The following is a 21,817-nucleotide window of genomic DNA, read 5'->3' as shown; positions in this document are numbered from 1 at the left end:
CCGCCTTGCAGCTGCACGCACCAGGGCCCGCTCGGCCCTGCTGAATCGGCACCCGGCGCGAAGACCGGCCTGACCCATCGGACAGGCCCTAGAGCCGGGGCCGCGGCGGACGGGTTGACCCTGACCCTGCGTCAGGGTTGGAGCCTGGTCGCATGACGAACAACAGCACTTCCTCCGTTCGGCTCGCCCCGCCGGTCGGAGGATTCCAGGAGATCGAAGGCCGCCGCATTTTCGTGCACCGGTCGGGCAGCGGCGGACCGGCCGTCGTGTTCCTGCCGGGCGCCGGCGCGGTGGGCCTGGACTATTTCGGTGTCCAGCAGGCGGTTTCGCAGTTCACCACCGCCGTTGTGTACGACCGCGGCGGCACGGGCTTCAGCGATCCCCTTCCGCTGCCGCGCCCCGCCACCGCGGTCGCCACGGAACTGCGCGAGCTGCTGCGCGCCCAGAACATCGCCGCCCCCTACGTTCTGGTGCCGCACTCCCTGGGCGGCTTCTACGCACATCGGTTCGCGCAGCTGTACCCGCAGGACGTGGCAGGCCTCGTCTGGTTGGACGCCTTCCACCGCGACTGGGACGACTTCATGCCTCCCGCGGCGTCTCTGTCCGCGGTCGAGCGGATGGGGCCTGGTCGGGAGCAGTTGGAACAGATGCGCCCGGCCCTGCGCGAGATGTACGCCGCGTTGCACGCGGACGATCCGGAGCACCTGCGGGAGGCGCTGGTCGATGCCAAGGTGAGTGACGCATGGACCGACGTGGGCATCGCCGAGCGCAGCAAGCTGGCCGAACTCGCCACCGAACTGCGGGCCGGGCCGGACATTCCCGACGTCCCGGTGGTCGCTCTCACCGTGGTCGGCACCGACCCCGGCCAGAAGGCGCTGACGTCGGAGCGGACGCTGCAAGAGATGCATGACGGCCGTACGAGAATGGACGCGGCCCTGGTGAGCGGGGTCTCGCACGGGGAACAACGCATCCTCTCCGACACCGCCCACCACCGACTCTGCTTCGACCGGCCCGATGCCGTGGCCCAGGCGATCCGCGACGTCATCGACCGGGCGGCTCACCTCTAGAATCGGCCCGATCACCTTTCACGTAGACCCGAGGAGGACGGTGCTCACGATCAGCCGGCTCGCGGCGACCGCCGGAGTGACCGTGCGCACCGTTCGCCACTACCACCACGTCGGCCTGCTGCCCGAGCCCGAGCGCGACGCCTCCGGCTACCGCCGGTACAGCGCGCAGGCGGCGGTGGACCTCATCCGGATCAGGACCCTCGCCGATGCGGGCGTGCCACTGGCCCGTATCGACGCGCTGCTCCACGCGCAGCCACCCGAATTCGCCGCAGCCGTCACCGACATCGACGCGGAACTGCGGCGCAAGATCGACCAGCTCACCGAGTACCGCCACCGGATCGCCCAACTGGACAGCGGCGAGAGGCTTGTCCTGCCCCCAGAGGTGGTCGCCGTCCTGGACCGGATGCGTGGTCTCGGGGTCAGCGAACAGAGGGTGCTGCTCGAGCGTGACGCGTGGATCCTGATGCAGGCACTGGACCCGCACGTCATGCCGCAGCGGGTACGGGACAAGAACGCGGCCTTCGACGACCCCGAGACGACGCGCCTCTATCTCGCCTGCGATCAATCAGTCGACTGGGATCCGTACGATCCACGCCTGGACCGGCTCATCGACGACCTGGACGCCTGGGAGATCAAACAGGAACGGGACGGCAGCCGGCCGGGGTACCTGAAGCTGGTCTCTTCCCGGATCTCCGAGGCGTCACCGGCATGGCAGCGCATCGTCGACGCGCTCGACCACCGCGCCGAGCAGCGCCGAACCGCCGGGCACGACAGCTGAAACCGGCAGTTCAGGACGGCAGGAATCCGGCCCTGAAGTGAGTGAACAGTGTGGTGTACGACGTCGCGTCGCCGTCCGCGAGACGGCCTGCCGCCCAGAGGTAGAAGTCGTCCGACTCCGCGTCGATCCAGTCGTACGTCGGGTCGAAGGGGCCCGAGTCCGGTGCGGGGTAGGGGAGTTCGAGGGCCGTGCCCTGGGCGTCCTCGACCGTGAAGAGGCGGGTGCCGTGCGCCTGGGTCGACTGATGGACCGTCACTGTGGCGCAGTCCCAGCGGTGTTGCCCGTGCTGCAGCCACAGGGTCTCCGTGTCGGCGTACAGCGCCGTCGCCGCGTCGGCGCCCACGTGGACGAATCCGTGGCAACGGCCGGACGCGGGGGAGAGGAGCCCCGTTCGGGGGTTCAGCTCCCACGTCCGGCCGTGGTGGTCGTAGTCCCGCAGGATCATGGAGGTCAGCCGCGCGGCGGGATGCCGAGTTCCTGGTCGACAGCGGCGCTGGAGCGGGTGGCCGCCTCGATCACCTTGGCCCAGCTGCCGTACTTGGCGTACTGCTGGTCGGCCGTCGGACCGAGCGGGTTGCCGTACTTCTCCATGTTCCGCTGCTCCAGGGCCTGTACCGCCTCGGGGGTCATCCCGGCGCGGGTGATGTCCTTGGCCTGGTTGCGCATGTCGACCAGGACGCGGGCGATCTCCTCGTCGCAGCGGCCCTCCTCGTGCATGTGGTCCGCCACGGACTCCATGGTGTCCAGGAGCTGGTGGTAGCGGAGCCGGGTCTCGCGGGCCCGCTCGCGCTCCTCCGGGCTCATCTGCCGGATGAGGCAGACCGCGGGGTCCTTCCTTGTGCACGGCTCGTCCGCGGTGGCAGGCGGGGCGAGCAGTGTGCTGACGGACGCCGCCTGCGGTACTCGGACGTCCGCGTGGGCGTGCGCCGGTGCGAGCAGGGCGGTGCTCAGCGTGGTCAGCAGGGGGAGGAGGAAGAGGGCGACGAGTCGGGGGAGGGCGGCACGGACGGGGGAAGCGGCCATGGGGCGGGCACGCACGTACGAACTCTCCTTCGCCTGGCGGCAGGGCAGTCGGGGCGAAGGGGGCGTTACGGCGAGACGGCGTCGCCGGGCGGCCGTCGCTGCCGCGCGTCCGGGTGATGGGGATGGCGTTCACCGTGACGTACTACGCCGCACGTCAGAGGCCATCGGGGGAACGTCAGGCGTCGGCCGGCCGCAGGCTCAACGCGTGCAGGGCCAGCTGCATCTCGAACTGCGCGGCCGGATCGTGCAGCCGGTCGCCGAACACCTCGTCCAGCTGCCGCAGTCGATAGCGGACCGTCTGCGGGTGGACGGCGAGCTGGGTCGCGACCTCGCTCGCGTTGTGTCCGCACCGGAGCCAGCACAGCAGCGTCTCCGCGAGGCGTTCGCGTTGCGGCGAGCGCACTTCCTGCAGGGGAAGCAGATGCCGCTGGGCCAGCGCGTCGATCAACGCCTCGTCGCGGAAGAGCAGCAGCGTCGCCAGATGGTCCGCGCAGTGCAGCAGGCCCGAGCGGGGCAGGATGCCGCGCCGGGAGAGCTCCAGGGCGTCGAGTGCCCAGCGCAGCGAGCGCGCCCCTTCGTGCAGCGCCACCGTGGGACCGACCACCGCGCGCAGCCCCTGCAGCGCGGCCGCGATCGTGCGGGCACGGCCGGGTCCTTCCGGGTCGGGTAAGACGAGACAGCCGCGCTGCTCGGAGAAGCGGGCGAGGAACTCCGGCGGCACGATGGGCCGCATGGTCTCCGACGTGAGGGCGTGGTCGATGACGACGACGGCCACCTCACGCGGGATGGGCCACTGCGCGGTCTGCGCGAGATCGGCGATGGCCTCGGCGGACGCCGGCGGATCGGCGGTGAGCAGATCGATGAGCCGGGCGCGGCGCTGCTGCAGTTCACCGGCCGCGTGCAGCCGGGCCTCGGTGTAGCCCGCGGTCGTCGCCGCGGCCATCTCGTCCAGGTGCAGGAAGAGCGCCTCGCCGAAGGCGGCGAGCACATGCCGGGGCAACAGGTCCGCGTCGACAAGGGCGTTGACCCTGCGCCACGTCACCCGCGCGCCGAGCCGCAGCGCCGACTGGAACGAGTCGAGGCTGCGCCCCTCGTCCGCCTCGCCCCTGCCGATGCTCTGATAGGTGGCCTTCACCGACTCCCAGTCGGTGTCAGGGTGGGCCATGCGGGCGAGAAATCCCTGCAGGGCCTGCTCCACACCGCGGTTCACGACGTGCATGTAGGTGTCGTCCGTCGGCCGGGCGTACTCCGCTATCTCCGTACGTATGGCCTGCACCACCTCCGCGGTGATGTCGTCCAGATATGGCCGCACATGATCGTGCAGCCCCGAGGGGAAGGCACTGAACGCGGCGTGCGACTTCTCCGCGGGGGCGCTCGGCGGTGCCGGAGTGCCGCCCGAGGCCATGCCCGCGGGCGGCATCGATCCGTTGACCATGAAGTGCTCCCTCTGCGCGCGGGGGACAAAGGTTCGGTGAAGATACCGCCGAAGGTGCGCGGCCGCCCGTCGGTGTTGAACAGACATGGTGCTGCCTCTGGCCACTCGGGTGACAAGAGGCCACGCTGGTGAACTCGGTCACGGCGGCGGGTAGTTGCCGAACTGGGATTGCCTTCGAAGCGGTCGCCGAGCCAGGCGAAGGCGTTTCGTCCTTGGCAGTTGATCGAGCGTCAGGTGCGCTCCGGGGCAGGTCTTTCATCGGGCGGTGATGCGCGCGGCTTAGCCCCCGGCCCAGGAGCGGGCCGGGGCAGCAACCGGGCGATCCGGCGATCGGATGGCTGCGTACCGGCGACATCGCCGTACGCGGGTCGGATGGCTATGTAACGGTCCTCGGCCCGGCGGAGGCACCCGGCTCGGAGGGCGCACCTGGCCCGGGGGACGCGCCCGGCCCGGGGGGCGCACTCGGCCCGGGGGAGGCGCCCGGCTCGGGGGATGTGCCCGGCTTGGAGGGTGCACGCCGCCCGGGGGACGTGCCCGGCTCGGAGGACGTGCCCGGCCCGGGGGATGTGCCCGGCTTGGAGGGTGCACGCGGCCCGGGGGAGGCGCCCGGCTCAGAGGACGTGCCTGGCCCGGGGGATGTGCCCGGCCCGGCGGGCGTGCCCGGCCCGGGGGACGCGCCCGGCTCGGAGGACGTACCCGGCCCGGCGGACGCGCCCGGCCCGGCGGGCGCACTCGGCCCGGCGGGCGCGCCCGGCTCGGGGGGCGCGCCTGGCTTGGGGGAGCGCCAGGCTCACACCCCGTCCAGGAACGCCCCCGTCCGTGACGCGCTCACGCGCGTGAGCTCCTTCGGGGTGCCCTCGGCCACGATTTCGCCGCCTGTCGCGCCGCCCTCGGGGCCCAGGTCGACGACCCAGTCGGCGGCGCGGATGACGTCGAGGTTGTGCTCGATGGTGATGACGCTGTTGCCGGAGTCGACGAGGCGTTGCAGCACGCCGAGCAGCCGTGCCGTGTCGGCGGCGTGCAGGCCGGTGCTCGGCTCGTCCAGGAGATACAGCGTGCGGCCGGTGGCGCGGCGGCCCAACTCCTTGGCGAGCTTGACGCGTTGGGCCTCGCCGCCGGACAGAGTGGTCGCGGGCTGCCCGAGCTGAAGATAGCCGAGGCCCACGTCGGACAGCCGCTGCAGCCGCGTGGCCGCGCCGGGCACGGCCTCGAAGACGGAGAGCGCCTCGTCGACGGTCATGTCAAGCACCTGCGCGATGTCATGACCGCCGTACCGCGCACCGAGCACCTCGGCCCGGAAGCGGCGGCCTCGGCAGGCAGGGCAGCGCACCTCCACGTCGGGCAGGAAGTGCATCTGCACCGTGAGCACCCCCGCACCCGCACAGCGCTCGCAGCGGCCCCCCGCCACATTGAACGAGAAGTGCCCGGCAGTCAGCCCCCGTTGCCGTGCGTCGGCGCTCGCGGCGAACGCCTCGCGGATCGGCGTGAACGCGTCCGAGTACGTCGCCGCGTTCGACCGCGGCACCCGACTGATCGCCTGCTGGTCGATGGTGACGACCTTGTCGATGTGCTCCCAGCCGTCGATCCCGTCGTGCGCGCCCGGCGCCTCGCTCGCACCGTGGAAACGCTGGCGCGCCGCACGGCCCAGGATGTCGAGCACCAGCGACGACTTGCCCGATCCCGAAGGGCCGCTCACCGCGATCAGCCGTCCCAGCGGGAGTCGCGCGGTGACGTTCCTGAGGTTGTGCGCTCGCGCCCCGCGGATCACCAACTCCTTGCCGGTGACCGGCCGGCGGTCCGCGGGCAGCGGCATCGCCAGGCGCCCCGACAGATAGTCGCCGGTGACTGATCCGGGGGTCGCCGCCACCTCCTGCGGCGACCCCGCGGCGACGATGCGCCCGCCGTCGCGGCCCGCGCCGGGCCCGACGTCGATGACATGGTCGGCCGCCCGCAGCACATCCAGATCGTGCTCGACGACCAGGACCGTGTTGCCCAGATCGCGCAGCCGGCGCAGGACGCCGACCAGCCGTGCGGTGTCCGCGGGATGCAACCCGATCGTCGGCTCGTCCAGGGCGTACAGCACCCCGGTGAGCCCGGAACCGAGCAGGGAGGAAAGGCGCAGGCGCTGGGCCTCGCCCGCGGAGAGGCTGGGGGTGGCGCGCTCCAGGGTCAGATAGCCGACGCCGACGTCGATCAGCCGCCGCACACGTTCCCGCAGATCGTCCACGATGGGCTCGGTGACCCGCCACCCCTCGTCGTCGGTGACGTGGCCGCGCAGTTCACCGATCCACTCGGCGAGCTCGTCGAGCGGCAGCCGCGCGGCCTCGACGATGGTGAGACCGGCGACGGTGACCCGTCGGCTCTCCGGGCGGAGCCGGGCGCCTTCGCAGTCCGGGCAGACGTCGTTGACGAGAAACTTCTCCGCCTTCTCGCGGTAGGCGGCGTCATCGATGCGTTCGGCGTACCGGCGCAGCACGGTCGTCACCACGCCCTCGAAACGTCCGCGTGCCACGGTGGCCGGTGGCTCGACGCCCGGGAAGTGGCCGCGGAACGCGTCGCTTTCGACGCCATGGAGCAGCAAGTCGCGTTGTACGTCGTCCAGTTCGCGTACGGGTGTGTCCGCGTCGAAGGTGAAGCCGTAGTGCTCACCGGCGGCCCGCAGGACCGGGACATTGCGCGTGGTCAGCACGGGCAGCCACCCGAGCACGGCCCCCGAGGCGACGCTCAGCCCGTCGTCGACGAGGCGCCGCACATTGGCCTGGAACACGGTGCCGATGCCGGTGCAGGTGGCACACGCGCCGGCGGGCTTGTTGAAGGAGAAGGTGCCCATCACCATGCCGGGGACGGCCGCCCCGCAGTGCGGGCACGGCAGCGCAGGGATTTCACCGTCACCGTCGGCGGACTCGCCCGTGGGTGGCTCGTCGCCCCGGAGCTCGTCGCCGTCGACGTGATAGGCGGGCGGGACGCCCTGCCCGCACGCCGGGCAGGGGCGGTGGCCGATGCGCGCCCACAGCAGACGCAGATAGGTGAAGACCTCGGTGACCGTGCCGACCGTCGACCGAGGGCTGCGGTTGGTCAGATGCTGGTCGACGCTGATCGACGGGGAGAGTCCGGCGATCGAGTCGACCGCCGGCTTGCTGACGAACGTGGTGACCAGGCCGAGCGACTCCAGGTACTGCCGCTGGCCCTCCCGGTGCAGGGTGTCGAACGCGATCGTGGACTTGCCGGAGCCGGAGAGCCCGGTCAGGACGACAAGCTTGTTCTTGGGGACGGCGAGCGACACGTTCTTGAGGTTGTGCAGGCGTGCGCCCTTGATACGGATCGAGTCGGCATGGGCAGTGCTGGCATCCATGCCTTCAAGTGTTCCATTGAAGTCCTAGTTGAGACTTTCTCGGATAGACCACCTGTACGGGCGAGAATCCATGCCGCTAACCTTCAACTCGGGGATGTGTCCACGTCGCGCGAAGGTCGTGCGGGAAGGAAGAGGGAGAGGCCAATCGATGAGCCGACCGGGAACGGCACTGCGCCCCGTCGACCTGGCGCGGGCGGCCGGAGTCTCCACCCAGCAGATCCGCAACTACGCCGACGCGGGCATCCTGCCGCCCACCCCGCGCACGCCCGCCGGATACCGCAGGTTCGACACGCGCCACCGCCGCGCCCTGCTCACCTACCGCGCGCTCGTGCCGGGCTACGGCCTGTACACCGCCCAGGCGATCATGCGGGCCGTGCACGCCGACGACCTCCCCCTGGCCCTCACCCTCGTCGACGCGGGCCATGTCGAACTGCACGAGCAGCGCCGCTCCCTCCAGGCGGCGGGCGAGGCGCTGGAAGCCGTCGCGAAGGAGACCCCCGACGACACACCGCAGGCCTCCGACGCACCGCGCCTGCGGATCGGCGAGGTCGCCGCCCGCCTGGGCGTGCGCACTTCGGCGCTGCGGGTGTGGGAAGCCGCGGGCCTGCTGCACCCGCAACGCGAACCGGGCACCCACTACCGCTGGTTCGGCCCCACCGACGTACGCGACGCCCGCATCGTCAGCATCCTCCGACAGGGCCACTACCCCCTGCCCCAGATCCAGTCCGTCCTCGACGGGCTGCGCGAGACGGGCAGTCCCGACGCCCTGCGCGCGGCCATCGCGCAACGCCTCGCGGCCCTGACCGCGCGGGGGACCGCCATGCTCGCGGCATCGGGCCGCCTGCACGCCTACGTCACCGCCGAACCCGAACCCGAACCCGATCACGATCAGGCATGATCGGGCGATGGACGTGACCACAGGCACCGAGATGATCGACATTCCGGCGGGACGGGTGACACTCTCCGACCGCCGGACGCGGCGCAGTTGGCCGGTCGACGTCGCGTCCTGTCGCATCGCGGCGTACCCGGTCACCCAGGCGCTGTACGCGCGGATCACCGGCCTCCGGCCCAGCGCCGCCGACGGGGACCGGCTGCCGGTCGAAGGGGTCTCCTGGTGGGACGCGGTCCGGTTCTGCAACGCGCTGTCCCAACACGACGGATTCGCACCCGCCTACCGCATCGACATCGACACCGACGGCGACGGCGAAGGCATCGAGTGGGACGCGTCGGCCGACGGCTACCGGCTGCCGACCGAGGCCGAGTGGGAGCACGCCTGCCGCGCCGGTACCGCAGGACCGCACTACGGGCCGCTCGACGAGATCGCCTGGTACCGCGGCAACTCGGACGAACGGATCCACGACGTGGGCGGCCTGCGGCCCAACCCATGGGGCCTGCACGACATGCTCGGCAATGTCTGGGACTGGTGCTGGGACGTCTACGACCCGGAGGTCTACGGCACCTACCGGGTGCTGCGCGGCGGAGGCTGGTTCGACGAGCACTGGAGCTGCCGGGCCTCCGCTCGGCGGCGCAGCCACCCCAGTTACCGGGTCGACGACGTGGGCTTCCGCCTCGCGCGTTCCCTGGGGCGCTGACCGCCGCGGCCGCACCTCAGCGGTGCGCGTCGAGCACCTGGCGCAGGGTCTTCGCAAAGGGCTCCGGTGCGCCCTGCTGGCCGAACTCGCCGCCCAGGAAGCCTCCGTGGTGGCTGGGGAACACCGCGAGCTCGCTGCCGAGACCCGCGGCGATCCGAGCCGCGGCACGGGCGGCGAACTCGCCGTCGGACTCCTGACCCGCCGCGATGACGATCTTCGTAGGCGCTCCGCGCAGAGCGGTGAAGTCGGGCTCGAAGCCGGTGCAGCCGATGATGTTCTGGCCGAGCAGCGGGTCGTCGCGCGAACCGTCGTCCTCGACTGGAAGGCCGAAGTCGGCGGGCGATGGCGTGGGTTCGTCCGCCCAGTTGTCCGGGAACGGCCCCTTCCGGCTCGTCACCGCGATGAACTTCGCCATCGCGGGACCGATCCCTTCGCGGAGGTAAGTGGCGTGGATGTCCGCGCAGACGGCGAGCGCCGCTTCCCGGTCCGGGAGCACCTGCGCCGAAGGCGGCTCGTGCGCGACCAGGGTGTGCACAAGATCTCCGTGCCGCTCGACCAGAGCCAGCGCGTTGACGGCACCGCCACTGCTCGCGAACACGTCCACGGCCCCCACGCCGAGCGCCTCTATCACCCGACGGAGATCGTCGGCATGCTCATCGGGCCGCGTCTGCGTCGCACCGTCGGTGCGCGGGCTGCGGCCCGTTCCCCGCGGGTCGTACGTGACGACGGTCCGGTCGGTGAAGTGCGAAGCCAGTGTGGCGAACCCGGTGGCGTCCATGGGCGAGCCGATCAGAAACAGAACACGGTCCCCCGTCGCGTCGCCGCCGATCACGCCGCCATGGATGTCGTAGGTAAGACCGTCCGGCCCGCCGGAAATCATCGCTCAGGCGCCGCCCCCGGCGAACGCGCCCTTGGCGGCGAAGGTCAGATCGGCGAAACGTTCGCCGATGCGGCGGTGGGTGGCCGCGTCCGGGTGGAGTGCGTCGGGCAGCGGCAGTTCGGCGTAGTCCGCAGCGCCGTAGAGGTCGCGGCCGTCGAGGTGGTGGATGTTCGGGTCATCGGCCGCCCGCTGTGCCACGATCCGCGCCAGCTCGTCCCGGATGACGGTCAGGGTCAGCTTTCCGCTCGCGGTCTCCGCCGGATCGCCCGTGGCCATGAACCGCAGTTGCCCGGTGCTCATCGCGCTGAAGTCCGGTGCGCAGGGGCCGGGTGTGTCCTCGTGGATGGGGCACAGGATGGCGGAGACGACAAGGAGCGGGGTGGTGGGGTGGCCCTCGCGGATGGTGTCGAGGAAGCCGTGGACCGCGGGCGTGAAGGCGCGCAGCCGCATCAGATCGGCGTTGACCACGTTGATGCCGATCTTGACGCTGATCAGGTCGGCTGGGGTGTCCCGCAGGGTGCGGGCGGTGAACGGGTCGAGCAGCGCGCTGCCGCCGAACCCCAGGTTGATCAGTTCGACACCGCCGAGCGAGGCGGCCAGTGCGGGCCATGTGGTGGTGGGGCTCGCGGCGTCGGAGCCGTGGCTGATCGAACTGCCGTGGTGCAGCCACACCCGGCGGCCCGGGTCCGTCGCGGGCTCGACGGGGGCATCCGTGCGCAGGGCGACGAGTTCGGTGGTCTCGTTGTGCGGCAGCCAGATCTCGACGTCCTTCATGCCGTCGCGCAGATCGGCGAAGGGCAGGGTGCCGGTCGCGCCGGGCTGCAACTCGGCGGTCCCCGCGGCCATGTCGATGGTCAGTGTGTTGCCGCCCGCCACACTGGCCTGACGGGCAATACGGCCGTCGACGAGCAGGTCGTACACGCCGTCCGGGCGGGGCGGCGCCCCCACGTAGACCCGCTTGGTGGGCAGGACTTCCAGCTCGACGGAGGTGGCGCGGGTACGGAACACCAGGCGTACGCCCGACGGCTGGGCCTCGGCCATGGCGAGCTGTCCGTCGGCGTACTGGGCGCGGGCCCAGGCGGGCAGCCGGTGCGGCAGTACGCCGTGCTCGGTGTGCTCCACATCGAGGGCGCCGCGCAGGAGTTCCGCGCTGATGGGCGTGGTGATCCGGTCCTGGGGGGTGTTCATGGCCTCAACCTGTTGATCAATGGGTCTGGGGTACGGAGGTCTGGGGTACGGGGCTTCCCGGCGCCGGCCAGTTCCGCAGCAGGGCGTCGAGGGCGTCGAGGATCCGGGGCCAGGTCTCCTCCGCGTCGGGGGTGCTGTGGCTGAACCCTCCGGCGAGCTCCAGGCTGACGTAGCCGTGGAAGACGCTGCCGAGGAGGCGGACCGCGTGCGTCTGGTCCGGTTCCGTCAGGTCGTAGCCGCGCAGGATCGCCCGCGTCATCTGCGAGTGCCTGCCTCCCGCGCTGGCGGCCGCCGCCTCCGGGGTGAGCCTCATCTGGCCGGCGGCATAGCGGCCGGGGTGTTCCCGGGCATAGTCGCGATAGACGTTCGCCAGGGCGGTCAACGCGTCCTTGCCGGCCCGTCCGGCCAGCGCGGCGGCGCCCCGGTCGGCGAGTTCCTCAAGGGCGAGCAGGGCGATCCGGGTCTTGAGGTCCTGGGAGTTCTTCACATGCGAGTACAGACTCGCGACCTTCACATCGAATTGTCTGGCGAGCGCCGAGACGGTCACCTGGTCGAACCCGACCTCGTCGGCCAGCTCCGCACCCGCCCGGGTGAGACGTTCCGTGGTCAGCCCTACGCGCACCATGACCTGCCCCTCTCTTGCCACAATAGATTATGCAGCTGCCTAATACCTTTAGGCAAATCTGCTCGTCTATTCGGCGAAGAGGGGCGGTCAGGTCGTCAGCGCACCGTCACATGGACGACGGGCGATACGGCGCCCCCGCCGACGATCCGCAGGGCGATGTGCCCCTTGGGGCCGAGCTTGACGCGCATGCCGTACGTCCCGTTGGGCTGAATGTTCACCGACACGGGCAGCGACACCCACCGCTCGCCCTGCTTCTCCTGCAGGGTGACGCGGGTCCCCGGCGCCATGTCCTGGCTGACGCCGTTGATGCGGAACAGCTGCCAGGCGCGCACACCGGCCACGCCGGCCTTCGCCGTCAGGGCCGGACGCGGGGCGGCGGCCTCGGCTGCCGATGTCTGCGGCGCCGTGTCGGACGGCGGCGGGTCACCCGCGGTGGCGGCCACCGCCGGGCCCGTCAGGACGGCCACCGCCGCGAGTCCCGCCAACGACGCGTACTTCAACCGATTCACGGTCAACTTCCTGTTCCCATCTCTCTGGTGCGATCCACTGATCTCTGGTGATCCCGTGGTGTGAGGTTGACGGCGAGACCGAACCCCTGGTCCCGGACTCCCACTATCTGTAGACCGCACGAAGGCGAATCAATCAGGGCAATCCATCACTTTCCCGGGATTTGACCCAGGCCGCTCGGTCGCGTCGGACCGTGCTCGATCTCGGAGATCAGCTGCTGGACCGGGACCGCGCCGAGCGGTCCGGCGACGGCGGTGACGCCCGCCAGCGCCTTGTGCGCGCGGCGCCAGGCGCGGCTGCGGCGGCCACGGAGATGCTCGACGAGGGCATGGGCGTACTGCGTCAGGGAGCGTGTCCACACGTCGTGCCGGGTCTGCGTACCGGCCGACGCGCGGCGGACGCTGCGCAACGCGTCGGACGGGCGGACCCGCGCCTGGGCCACGGCAAGCTCGGCCCAGCTGACCGCGGCCGGTGGACCGTGCTGCGTATAGGCGGGGATGGTGCGGGCGGCCTCCCGAAGGTGCTCGATGGCCCGTTCGGTGTCGCCGTTGCGCAGCGCAAGCATGCCGTGGGCGTGGGCGACACGGCCGACGGTGGCGTCGTCTCCCGCGAGGACGGCCACCCGCCAGGCCTGGCCGAGGAGTTCCTCCGCCTCCGGGCCGCCGGTACAGGCCGACAGCCACCCGGCGAGCCACAGCGCCTGCCCGCAGACGAGGGTGTCGGCACGGCCGAGGGGCAGCAGATGCCGCAGATGCTCCCGCCCTGCGGCGGCGTGACCGCATACCGCCCACCAGAACCACAGGTCCACGGCCATGCCCAGGGCGACCGCGCTCTGGTCGGCGGTGTACGGGCCCCGGGCGAGCGCGATGCGCAGGTTCGGCTCCTCGTCGCGGATCAGCAGGGTCGCCTGCTCGTGCCGTCCGGTGCTCCACAGGTGGTGGGCGGTCTGGGCGATGCCGCTGTACCAGTTCAGGTGCCGGGTGATCGCCGCGGCCGACTCGCCCACGGACTGCAGGCGTTCGGCGCCGAAGCCGCGGGCTGCCGCAGGCAGCCGGTAGCGGGGCTGCAGCACCCCGCCGGGATCGCGCACCGGCTCGAGCACCGACGCCAGGACGAGGCGCGCCAGACAGGAGGCCACCCGCGCCGGGGGCAGCCCGCCGCCCGCGCACACGAACACGGCGGCGTCCTCGTCGAACTCGCCCGCGAACACACTCAGCCGCGCCCATACGGAGCGCTCGGCCTGCCCGCACAACGCGTAACTCGCGCCGACGGCCGCCCGCAGCGACCGGTGCCGCCGTAACGGAGCCTCCGGGATGCCGAGCCAGCCTTGCGCGGGCTGCAGCATGCGGGCCAACTGGGCGGGTGAATGGTGCACGGTCTGCGCCGCGGCCAGTTCGACGGCCAGCGGCACACCCTCCAGCCGCGTACAGATGTCGCTCACGGCGCGCAGCTCGGCCTCTTCGCCCGCCGTTCCCCGGACATCACGCGATCGCTGCATGAACAGCCGTACCGCGGGCCCTGGTTCCTCCTCCGAGCCCGGCACGCCGACCGGGAGCGGGCCGAGGCGCAGCACCAACTCATCACCCAGGCCCAGCGGTTGGCGCCCGGCGGCGAGGACCCGCACTCCCGGCGCGCACAGCATCAGGGACTGCACCAGGCGTACGCACTCGTCGCGTACCGGATCGAAGTCGTCGAGGACGACAAGGACCCGGCGGGAGCGAAGACGCGTGAACAGCTCACGTTCCCCGGCGTCATCACCTCGCCCGTCACCCTTCACCTCCTGCTGGCCCTGCCCGCCCCCGAGTTCGGGTCCTTCGCCGTCGGCCGTCTCCCCGTCCATCGCCTCGACCACCGCGCGCGCCACGCTCCGTCCCCGCGCGCCGGCCCCGTCCCACCACCGCACGACGACCACCCCGTCGGTCAGCTGGCCGCCCATCGCCGCGGCGGCGTGCGCGGCGAGGCTGCTCTTGCCGACCCCGGGCCCGCCCGCCACCGTCACCAGCCTGCTCTGGGCCAGCAGGCGGCGGAGCCTGGCCAGCTCCTCCGCGCGGCCCACAAGTCCGCCCCCGTGAAGACGCACGCGCCCTGTCCTCCTCGTCACGCCGGACTCGCCCTGCAGAATCGTCACTGCGCCGAGCTCGACGGATCCTCTAACTCCGTGCCCCGATCTGAGTTACGGGCCAACTGTCCGCCCCGGTCAGGCGGATCACCCGTCCCGCGCGTCCTCTTCTGATGTGACCAAGGACATGGCAGCGAAGGACATGGCGAACGACATGGCGAAGGACGTGACCGACAACGAGCCGGAGAAGCCGGCACCGGAGCGGCTGTCCGCCGCTGAGACCTGGCGCGCGCTGTACGGCTACTTCCGCCCGCACCGCGCGGTCGTCGCGCTCGGCGCCCTGTGCACGCTGATCGGCGCCGCGACCGGCCTCGCCCAGCCGCTCGCCGCGAAGGCGCTCGTGGACCGGCTCGGCGGCGACGAGTCGATCGCGGGGATCCTCGTGGTCCTCACCGCCCTAGTGGTCCTCGGCACGGCGATCGAGTCCATCGGCGCGTACGTCCTTGAACGCACCGCCGAATCCGTGGTGCTCGCGGCCCGGCGCACCCTGATCGGGCGGCTGCTGCGGCTGCGCCTGCCCGAGGTGGAGCGGACCCAGCCGGGCGACCTGATGTCCCGGATCACGTCGGACACGACGCTGCTGCGCGCGGTCACCACGCAGTCCGTGGTGTCCGCGGTCGCGGGCGGACTCAGCTTCATCGCCACCATCGTGATGATGGGCCTGATGGACGCCGTGCTGCTCGGCGTCACGCTCGGCGTGATCGTGCTGATCGGCGGCGCGATGACGCTGGTGATGCCCAAGATCGCGCGGTCGACGGAGCGCGCCCAGGAAGCGGTCGGCACCATCTCGACCGCACTGGAGCGGGCGTTCGGCGCGTTCCGCACGCTCAAGGCCTCGGGCGCCGAGCAGCGGGAGACCGAGGTGGTGCAGGCGGCCGCGGAGGATGCCTGGCGGCACGGGGTGCGATCGGCGAAGTGGCAGGCGGTGGCGTGGAGTTCGGTCGGACTCGCGGTGCAGGTGTCGTTCCTCGCGGTGCTCGGCATCGGCGGCGCGCGGGTCGCGTCCGGAGCGATCTCGATCTCGACGCTCGTGGCCTTCCTGCTCTTCCTCTTCTATCTGATCGACCCCGTCTCCCGGCTTGTCGAGGGCGCCACGCAGTACCAGGTCGGCTCGGCGGCCATCGCCCGCATCGTGCGGGCCGAGCGCCTGGAGACCGAGGACGTCACCGGGCCCGTCGACGGGCCCGGCCAGGACGGCCCTGCCTCGGTCGCCTTCGAGGACGTGACCTTCCGCTACCGGGACGGCCTTCCGTACGTCCATCACGGCGTCAGCTTCGAGATACCAGGCCCCGGCATGACCGCGTTCGTCGGTCCTTCGGGCGCGGGCAAGACCACCGTGTTCGGCCTCATCGAGCGGTTCTACGAGGCGACCGGCGGCCGCGTCCTGGTCGACGGCCGCGATGTACGGGAGTGGCCGCTGGCCGAACTGCGTGCCGCCATCGGATACGTGGAGCAGGACGCGCCCGTCCTCGCGGGCACCCTGCGCGAGAACCTGCTCTTCGGGGCGCCCGAGGCGACCGCGACCGAGATCGAGGACGCTCTCGTACGCGCACGCCTCGACACCCTGGTGGAGCGGCTGCCTGACGGCCTGGACACCCTGGTCGGCCACCGCGGCTCACAGCTCTCGGGCGGCGAACGCCAGCGGGTGGCGATCGCCCGGGCGATGCTGCGCAAGCCGCGCCTGCTGCTCCTGGACGAGGCGACCTCGCAGCTCGACGCCGTCAACGAGCTGGCGCTGCGGGATGTCGTGGCCGAGGTGGCGCGGGAGGTGACGGTCCTCGTGGTGGCGCACCGGCTCTCCACGGTGACGCTGGCCGACCGCATCGTGGTGATGGACGCCGGGATGGTGCGTGCGTCAGGCACCCACGCGGACTTGGTGGCGGCCGATCCGCTGTACGGCGAGCTGGCGGCGACCCAGTTCCTGGCGGCGTCGGCGTGAACGGCCCTCGCCCGGCTGCCGGTTGGGGCACGCGAGTGCTGGATCCGAAGGTGATGTCCGGGATTGGATGGCAGGCATGACCAACGTACGCAGAAGAGCGGAAATGTTCGTCGAGGCCGAGCGGGACGGGCGGCTGAGCGCCCGCACCACCGGGGACGAGCGAGAGATGCTCGCAGACTTTCTGGCCGCGCAGCGCACGACGCTGGAGATGAAGTGCGCAGGGCTGCAGGCCGAGTTGTCCCGGCGGTCGGTCGCGCCGTCCACGCTGTCGCTGCTCGGCATCGTCCGGCATCTGGCCGAGGTGGAGCGCCGCTGGTTCCGGTGCGTCCTCGCGGGCGAGGACGCACCGCCGCTGTTCGTCTCGGAAGCCCGCCCCGACCACGACTTCGAGGGCGCGCTGCCCGACCCCGCGGTGATCGCGGAGGCTTGGGAGGCCTGGCGTGCGGAGGTCGAGTTCGCCGACCGCTTCGTCGCTGGTGCGCCCGATCTGGACATCGAGGGGGAGGACGGCTGGAAGGGGAAGGTGTCGCTGCGCTGGGTGCTGATCCACATGGTGGAGGAGTACGCGCGGCACAACGGCCACGCCGATCTGCTGCGGGAGCGGATCGACGGGGCGATCGGCGTGTGAGCGTGTGAGCGTGCGCGGGACGCTCAAGGAGCCGCTCCCGGCGTGACGTCGAGGACGGCCTTGCCGGAGATCCGCCGGTCGAGCAGGGCCTGCGCGGCATGTGAGACACCCTCCCAGGGGCTGCGCAGGGCGACCTCCGGGGAGAGCCGGCCCGCCGCGGTGAACGCGAGCAGCGTGGCGAGGTCGGGCCCCACCTCGTGGACGTCTCCGAACGTACTCATGGTCTTCGGAGCGCCGATGTGGAGGAGCGAGTAGGGGGCGAACACGGCGGGCTCGTCGGAGGCCCAGCCGATGTTCTGCACGGCTCCGCCGGAGGCGAGGAGCTCCCAGGCGGCGGCGAGTTGGGGTCCGCCCACGGTGTCGAGGACGAGATCGACGGGGGCGTCGATCCCCTCCAGGCCGACCACCACCTCGTGGGCGCCGAGTTCGGCGAGTCCCTTGCCGCGCTCCGGCGAGCCGACGGAGGCGACGACGTGCGCGCCGCCCAGCGCGGCCAGCTGCACGGCGTAGCGGCCCACGCCGCCTGCCGCCCCGGTGATCAGCACCCGGTGGCCCAGGATGGGCCGGGAGCGCAGCGTCCGCAGGGCCGTGATGCCCGCCATCGGCAGCGCCGCGGCGTCGGCGAGGCTTACCCCGGCGGGCACTTCGGCCACCGCGCCGGTGGCCACGGCCATGCGCTGCGCCCACGCCCCGGGGCCGAAGGCGGCGACGCGGCTGCCGACGCCGGGACCGGTGCCGTCGGCCGCGGCACGCACGACGATCCCGGCGGCGTCGTAGCCGTGCACGGTCCCGGGCGGCCGCTGCCCGGCGAAGGCGACTTCGCCGCGGTTGAGGGAGATGTGCCGTACGTCGAGCACCAACTGGCCTGCGTCAGGCCGGGGTTCGGGGGCCCCGCCCAGGCGCAGGGAGCCGGGGGCGGCGGGGTCGACGACGAGCGCGCGCATGGCCATTCAGTACTCCTCGGGGCAGGGCAGGACGGCATCCACCCATGCGGACTGTCGGTCCGCTTGGGTCGGGGGTAATCTATCCGGACCAACAGCCCGCTTTCAATGAGGAGTTGACGTCATGGCCGACGACCGGCGCGCCGCGGGCGGCGACCGCGGCCACCGCACGGAGCGTGCCGACGCGGCCCGCAACCGCAACGCGGTCCTGCGCGCCACCGAACGCCTCCTGGCCGAGGGTGACGGGGCGCCCGTCTCGCTGGACCGGGTAGCGGCCCTGGCCGGCGTCGGGAAGGGCACGGTCTTCCGCCGCTTCGGCAGTCGCGCCGGGCTGCTCCAGGCACTCCTCGAAGAACGCTCGCGCGAGCTGCGCCATGCCGTATCCCACGGACCCCCGCCGCTGGGTCCTGGCGCACCTGCCGGGCGGCGTCTGCACGCCTTCCTCGACGGCCTGGGTGCGATCGCCGAGACCAACGCCATCCTGTTCTCCGCCCATGAACAGGCATGCGCCGATGACAAGTACACCGACCCCAGCTTCCGCTTCTGGCATCAGCACATCGGCTCCCTGCTCGCCGCCGAACGCCCCGACCTGGATGCCGATTTCCTCGCCCACGGCCTGCTGGCCCTCTTCGACGGAGCACTGATCCGCCACGTGACCCCACCCGACGACCCGCGCTACTTCACCCGCTCCGTACAGCAGATGGCGACGGCCCTGCTCGCCCGCCCGGCAGGACGCCCGTGACCGCGCTCGACGACGCCCGAACCCGCTGTGGCTCCTGGAGAACCTGGCACGGGACCTCGATCTGCGCCCCGGGATGCGGGTGCTCGACCTCGGCTCGGGCAAGGGGGCGACATCGGTTTTCCTGGCCCGCGAGTACGGCGTACAGGTCGTCGCGGCCGACTGGTGGATCGGCGCCGATGAGGCCGGGGCCGTCTTCGCCGATGCCGGTGTCGGCGACCGGGTGGAGGCCGTGCACGCGGAGGCGCACGCCCTGCCGTTCGCCGAGGAGAGCTTCGATGCGGTCGTGAGCGTCGACGCCTTCGAGTACTTCGGAACGGCCGACAGCTACCTGCCCTACCTGCTGCGCTTCCTGCGTCCCGGCGGCCAGTTGGGCATGGCGACTCCCGCGATGACCCGGGAGGTCCGCGAACTCGGCGCGATACCGCCGCACAACAAGCGACTCGTCACCGTCACCTCCGCGCGACTCCAGCAAGGCGGCTGGCAGGACTGGCTCCTGTGGACCCGCGCCTGCGCCGAGCACCTGCCCGACGGAGAGTCAGCCAACGGGCCCGTGATCGACATGCTCACGGCCGACGGCGGGGAGTTCCTCACCTTCGCGCTGGTGACCGCGCGCAAGAACGGGCGCGGCCTGGGGGAGGGTTCGGTCCAGGTGAGCGACGGCTGACTTCGCCAGGGCGCGGACCGCCGGGTGCCAGGGGCGGGCGTGCGGCCCGGTCAGTACGAGACGGCGCGAGACATGGGGCCGCAGCGGCAGCAGGACCAGATCGGCGGGGATCAGCGAGCGGGAGACCTCGGACAGGACGGTCACGCCGAGCCCGGCCTGCACCATGCTGATCAGCGTGGCCAGGTCCCGCACCCGGTGCGCGGGGGCGAAGTCGAGCCCCGCAAGCTCGTGGATCGTACGGATACGGACTTCGCAGCCGTTGGGGGAGATGAGGAACGGATCGTCCTCCAGATCGCGGATGTCGACGGCCGGTTCGCCGGCCAGCGGATGGTCGCGCGGCAGCAGGGCGCGGTAGCCGTCAGTGGCGAGCGGGATACCGGTGCCGGGTGGTGGGTCGATGACGATGCCGGCATCGGCCGCGCCGCTCTCCAGCCAGGCCGCCACTTCGGCGCTGTCTCCCTCGAAGGCCCGCACGGTGAGCTGCGGCAGGTCCTGGCGCCAGTGCCGCAGCAGGCCGGGAACAAGACCCTGGCAGACGGTCGGTGTGGCGGCGAGCCGCACGGTGCCGGTCAGGGTCCGCGAGGCATCGGCCGCGATCCGTTCCACCGACCGGGCCGCCGACAGCGCGCCACGTGCGTGCGGCAGGACCCGCTCCCCGAGCGCGGTGGCCCGCACGGGCGTGGCGCGGACAAGGAGCGGGGCGGCCAACTCGCGTTCCAGGGAAGCGACGGCGTGCGACACCGCGGACTGGCTCATGCCCAGCTCGTCGGCGGCCGCGCTGAAGCCGCCCGCGTCGACGACGGCGATAAGCGCCCTCAGTTGGGGGATGTTCACGGTCATGCGTGCGCCTCATATGCCTATGACACCTATGCGTTGGATCCATGGTGCCAGGCCCACGAGGCTTGCTCCGCGCCGCCGAAACCGGCGGAACGCCGAGCACTCGCAAGGAGAGTCATGCCGTACTTCCGGGTCACCGTCACCGATCCCGACCTGCCCGCCGACGTCCAGAGCGCCATCGCCGAAGGGCTGACCCGCCTTGCCGTCACCGTCCTGGGCAAGTCGAGCGCGCGGACCGTCGTCCACGTCAACCTGGTCCCGGGCGCCGCCTACTTCATCGATGGCAAGCCCCTGGTCGGCGTACGCGACGCGCACGTGGAGGCCAGCATCACCGCGGGCACGAACAGCGGCGCGCAGAAGGCCGCCTTCATCGCCGAGGCCGGTGAATTCCTGTCGGAGCTGCTCGGCCCGCTGCCCCGGGCCGGGGTCGCCCTGCACGAACTGCACCCGGAGAGCTACGGCTACGACGGAGTGACCCAGTTCGACTTCTACCGCCGGGGCAGGGGCGCGCCCGCCGCGATCTGAGCGGCTTCAGGCCGTGAGGCGCGCCAGCGTTTCCTGGAAGGAGACGGCCTGCTCGGGCGGCCGGTTGTGGGGGAGCTTGGCGAGCAGGACGGCCATGCCGCACGTGTTCGTGACGCCGGAGAAGACAAGACCGGCGGCCACGGCTCCGGACAGCCAGTGCGCGGGCGGCCAGGCGAGGCCCGCCAGGAAGCCGAGCAGGACCAGTGATCCTGCGGCCAGCCTGACCTGCCGGTCCATCGGCCAGGTGGTGCGGGCCCCGCCAGGACGCTCCACCGGGTGGCCGTCCGCGGCCCAGGCACCGGTCCCGCCCGCCAGGGTGGCCGCTTCGACGCCGAGGTCGGCGAGCCGGGCGCAGCCCTTGGCGGAGCGGGCGCCGGAGGCGCAGACGACGAGCAGGGGCGTACGCACCGCCGCGGCCCGCAGGGCGTCCGCGGCCTCGTCGAGGCGGTCGAGCGGGATGTTGTGGGCGCCGGGCAGATGGCCGCCCGCGTACTCGCCGGGGGTGCGGACGTCGACGACGGTGAACTCGCCGAAACGCGCCGTGGCCTGGCCTGGCGTGAGGGTGCTGGGGTTGCTCACGGAACAATGCCTTTCGATGATTGGTTCCCCCTTCCAGGTAGGATACCCGTGGGGGTATGCGGAGGAGGACGTGTGGAACTCGACATGAGCGCCGACGAGCTGAAGTCGGCGCTGAACCGGCTGCGGCGGGCCCAGGGCCAGCTCGCTGGAGTGATCAGGATGATCGAGGAGGGCCGGGACTGCGAGGACGTCGTCACGCAGCTGGCCGCTGTCTCCCGGGCCCTGGACCGGGCCGGGTTCTCGATCATCGCGACGGGGCTGCAGCAGTGCATGACCAGCGAGGATCCCGAGGTGCGGGACTCCGCGCAGATGCGGGCCCGGCTTGAGAAGCTCTTCCTGTCGCTGGCCTGAGGCCCGCCGTCCCTGCCCGGCACAGGGGCAGTTCCCTGTGGCCCG

The 21,817-nt window shown here is 71.9% G+C and carries 21 protein-coding genes and 1 pseudogene; 10 read left to right on the top strand and 12 right to left on the bottom strand.

Annotation, left to right across the window (positions count from 1 at the left end):
* Positions 1–152: 152 nt before the first annotated feature.
* Together AB0O76_RS38615 and AB0O76_RS38610 are read left to right on the top strand one after the other, a co-directional pair.
* Positions 153–1,067: an alpha/beta hydrolase gene (locus AB0O76_RS38615; RefSeq protein WP_365501465.1), complete on the top strand. Its 915-nt coding sequence runs from the start codon at positions 153–155 to the stop codon at positions 1,065–1,067.
* Between the two features lie 40 nt (positions 1,068–1,107).
* Complete coding sequence (locus AB0O76_RS38610; RefSeq protein ID WP_365501463.1) at positions 1,108–1,845, top strand: MerR family transcriptional regulator; 738 nt, start codon at positions 1,108–1,110, stop codon at positions 1,843–1,845.
* Positions 1,846–1,855: 10 nt separating this feature from the next.
* Here the strand turns inward: AB0O76_RS38610 and AB0O76_RS38605 are convergent, their stop codons facing one another.
* The 4 genes from AB0O76_RS38605 to uvrA all read right to left on the bottom strand — a co-directional run bounded on the left by AB0O76_RS38605 (position 1,856) and on the right by uvrA (position 7,655).
* The gene (locus AB0O76_RS38605; RefSeq protein ID WP_365501461.1) at positions 1,856–2,290 is read right to left on the bottom strand and encodes a hypothetical protein; all 435 of its coding nucleotides are present in this window, start codon (positions 2,288–2,290) and stop codon (positions 1,856–1,858) included.
* Positions 2,291–2,295: 5 nt separating this feature from the next.
* A complete protein-coding gene (locus tag AB0O76_RS38600; protein ID WP_365501459.1) occupies positions 2,296–2,883 on the bottom strand; it encodes a hypothetical protein in 588 nt (195 codons plus the stop codon).
* 160 nt (positions 2,884–3,043) lie between these two features.
* Entirely contained in the window at positions 3,044–4,303 is a 1,260-nt protein-coding gene (locus AB0O76_RS38595) for a helix-turn-helix domain-containing protein (RefSeq protein WP_365501457.1), read from the bottom strand.
* A 790-nt stretch (positions 4,304–5,093) separates the two neighbouring features.
* Positions 5,094–7,655 carry an excinuclease ABC subunit UvrA gene (gene uvrA, locus AB0O76_RS38590; RefSeq protein ID WP_365501455.1) on the bottom strand — a complete coding sequence of 854 codons (2,562 nt, stop codon included), beginning with the start codon at positions 7,653–7,655 and terminating at the stop codon, positions 5,094–5,096.
* Between the two features lie 148 nt (positions 7,656–7,803).
* Here uvrA and AB0O76_RS38585 point away from each other — a divergent pair, with 148 nt between their 5' ends.
* Both AB0O76_RS38585 and AB0O76_RS38580 read left to right on the top strand, forming a co-directional pair.
* Positions 7,804–8,553, top strand: coding sequence for a TioE family transcriptional regulator (locus AB0O76_RS38585; protein WP_365501453.1), 750 nt, complete (start codon positions 7,804–7,806; stop codon positions 8,551–8,553).
* Positions 8,554–8,560: 7 nt separating this feature from the next.
* The gene (locus tag AB0O76_RS38580) at positions 8,561–9,247 is read left to right on the top strand and encodes an SUMF1/EgtB/PvdO family nonheme iron enzyme (protein ID WP_365501451.1); all 687 of its coding nucleotides are present in this window, start codon (positions 8,561–8,563) and stop codon (positions 9,245–9,247) included.
* Between the two features lie 16 nt (positions 9,248–9,263).
* On the opposite strand, the gene AB0O76_RS38575 is transcribed toward AB0O76_RS38580, so the two are convergent.
* From AB0O76_RS38575 to AB0O76_RS38555, 5 genes are all read right to left on the bottom strand, one after another.
* Entirely contained in the window at positions 9,264–10,127 is an 864-nt protein-coding gene (locus AB0O76_RS38575) for an alpha/beta hydrolase (protein ID WP_365501449.1), read from the bottom strand.
* A 3-nt stretch (positions 10,128–10,130) separates the two neighbouring features.
* A complete protein-coding gene (locus AB0O76_RS38570; RefSeq protein WP_365501447.1) occupies positions 10,131–11,315 on the bottom strand; it encodes a GDSL-type esterase/lipase family protein in 1,185 nt (394 codons plus the stop codon).
* A gap of 16 nt (positions 11,316–11,331) precedes the next feature.
* Positions 11,332–11,940, bottom strand: coding sequence for a WHG domain-containing protein (locus AB0O76_RS38565; protein ID WP_365501445.1), 609 nt, complete (start codon positions 11,938–11,940; stop codon positions 11,332–11,334).
* A 95-nt stretch (positions 11,941–12,035) separates the two neighbouring features.
* The gene (locus tag AB0O76_RS38560) at positions 12,036–12,449 is read right to left on the bottom strand and encodes a hypothetical protein (protein ID WP_365501443.1); all 414 of its coding nucleotides are present in this window, start codon (positions 12,447–12,449) and stop codon (positions 12,036–12,038) included.
* 146 nt (positions 12,450–12,595) lie between these two features.
* Positions 12,596–14,527: an AAA family ATPase gene (locus AB0O76_RS38555; RefSeq protein ID WP_365501441.1), complete on the bottom strand. Its 1,932-nt coding sequence runs from the start codon at positions 14,525–14,527 to the stop codon at positions 12,596–12,598.
* A gap of 193 nt (positions 14,528–14,720) precedes the next feature.
* On the opposite strand from AB0O76_RS38555, the gene AB0O76_RS38550 reads away from it, so the two are divergent.
* Together AB0O76_RS38550 and AB0O76_RS38545 are read left to right on the top strand one after the other, a co-directional pair.
* A complete protein-coding gene (locus AB0O76_RS38550; RefSeq protein WP_365501471.1) occupies positions 14,721–16,505 on the top strand; it encodes an ABC transporter ATP-binding protein in 1,785 nt (594 codons plus the stop codon).
* Positions 16,506–16,581: 76 nt separating this feature from the next.
* Positions 16,582–17,133, top strand: coding sequence for a DinB family protein (locus AB0O76_RS38545; RefSeq protein ID WP_365501470.1), 552 nt, complete (start codon positions 16,582–16,584; stop codon positions 17,131–17,133).
* Positions 17,134–17,156: 23 nt separating this feature from the next.
* On the opposite strand, the gene AB0O76_RS38540 is transcribed toward AB0O76_RS38545, so the two are convergent.
* Positions 17,157–18,077 (bottom strand): zinc-binding dehydrogenase, encoded by a 921-nt coding sequence (locus AB0O76_RS38540; protein ID WP_365501468.1) that lies wholly within the window; start codon positions 18,075–18,077, stop codon positions 17,157–17,159.
* Between the two features lie 121 nt (positions 18,078–18,198).
* On the opposite strand from AB0O76_RS38540, the gene AB0O76_RS38535 reads away from it, so the two are divergent.
* Both AB0O76_RS38535 and AB0O76_RS38530 read left to right on the top strand, forming a co-directional pair.
* The gene (locus AB0O76_RS38535; RefSeq protein WP_365501439.1) at positions 18,199–18,816 is read left to right on the top strand and encodes a TetR/AcrR family transcriptional regulator; all 618 of its coding nucleotides are present in this window, start codon (positions 18,199–18,201) and stop codon (positions 18,814–18,816) included.
* A gap of 25 nt (positions 18,817–18,841) precedes the next feature.
* Positions 18,842–19,213: pseudogene (locus AB0O76_RS38530) on the top strand (methyltransferase domain-containing protein); the annotation flags it as partial.
* A gap of 138 nt (positions 19,214–19,351) precedes the next feature.
* Here AB0O76_RS38530 and AB0O76_RS38525 read toward each other — a convergent pair.
* A complete protein-coding gene (locus AB0O76_RS38525; RefSeq protein ID WP_365501437.1) occupies positions 19,352–20,320 on the bottom strand; it encodes a LysR substrate-binding domain-containing protein in 969 nt (322 codons plus the stop codon).
* Positions 20,321–20,434: 114 nt separating this feature from the next.
* On the opposite strand from AB0O76_RS38525, the gene AB0O76_RS38520 reads away from it, so the two are divergent.
* Positions 20,435–20,842, top strand: a complete 408-nt coding sequence (locus AB0O76_RS38520; RefSeq protein WP_365501435.1) for a hypothetical protein — start codon at positions 20,435–20,437, stop codon at positions 20,840–20,842.
* Between the two features lie 6 nt (positions 20,843–20,848).
* On the opposite strand, the gene AB0O76_RS38515 is transcribed toward AB0O76_RS38520, so the two are convergent.
* Positions 20,849–21,421: a rhodanese-like domain-containing protein gene (locus AB0O76_RS38515; RefSeq protein WP_365501433.1), complete on the bottom strand. Its 573-nt coding sequence runs from the start codon at positions 21,419–21,421 to the stop codon at positions 20,849–20,851.
* Between the two features lie 72 nt (positions 21,422–21,493).
* Here AB0O76_RS38515 and AB0O76_RS38510 point away from each other — a divergent pair, with 72 nt between their 5' ends.
* A complete protein-coding gene (locus AB0O76_RS38510) occupies positions 21,494–21,772 on the top strand; it encodes a metal-sensitive transcriptional regulator (protein WP_102930309.1) in 279 nt (92 codons plus the stop codon).
* The last annotated feature ends 45 nt before the right edge of the window (positions 21,773–21,817 follow it).

It is taken from the genome of Streptomyces sp. NPDC086554, assembly GCF_040686095.1.
Taxonomy (GTDB): Bacteria; Actinomycetota; Actinomycetes; order Streptomycetales; family Streptomycetaceae; genus Streptomyces.
The sequence above is the reverse complement of the archived record's forward strand: the minus strand, read 5'-3'. Positions and strand labels throughout refer to the sequence as shown.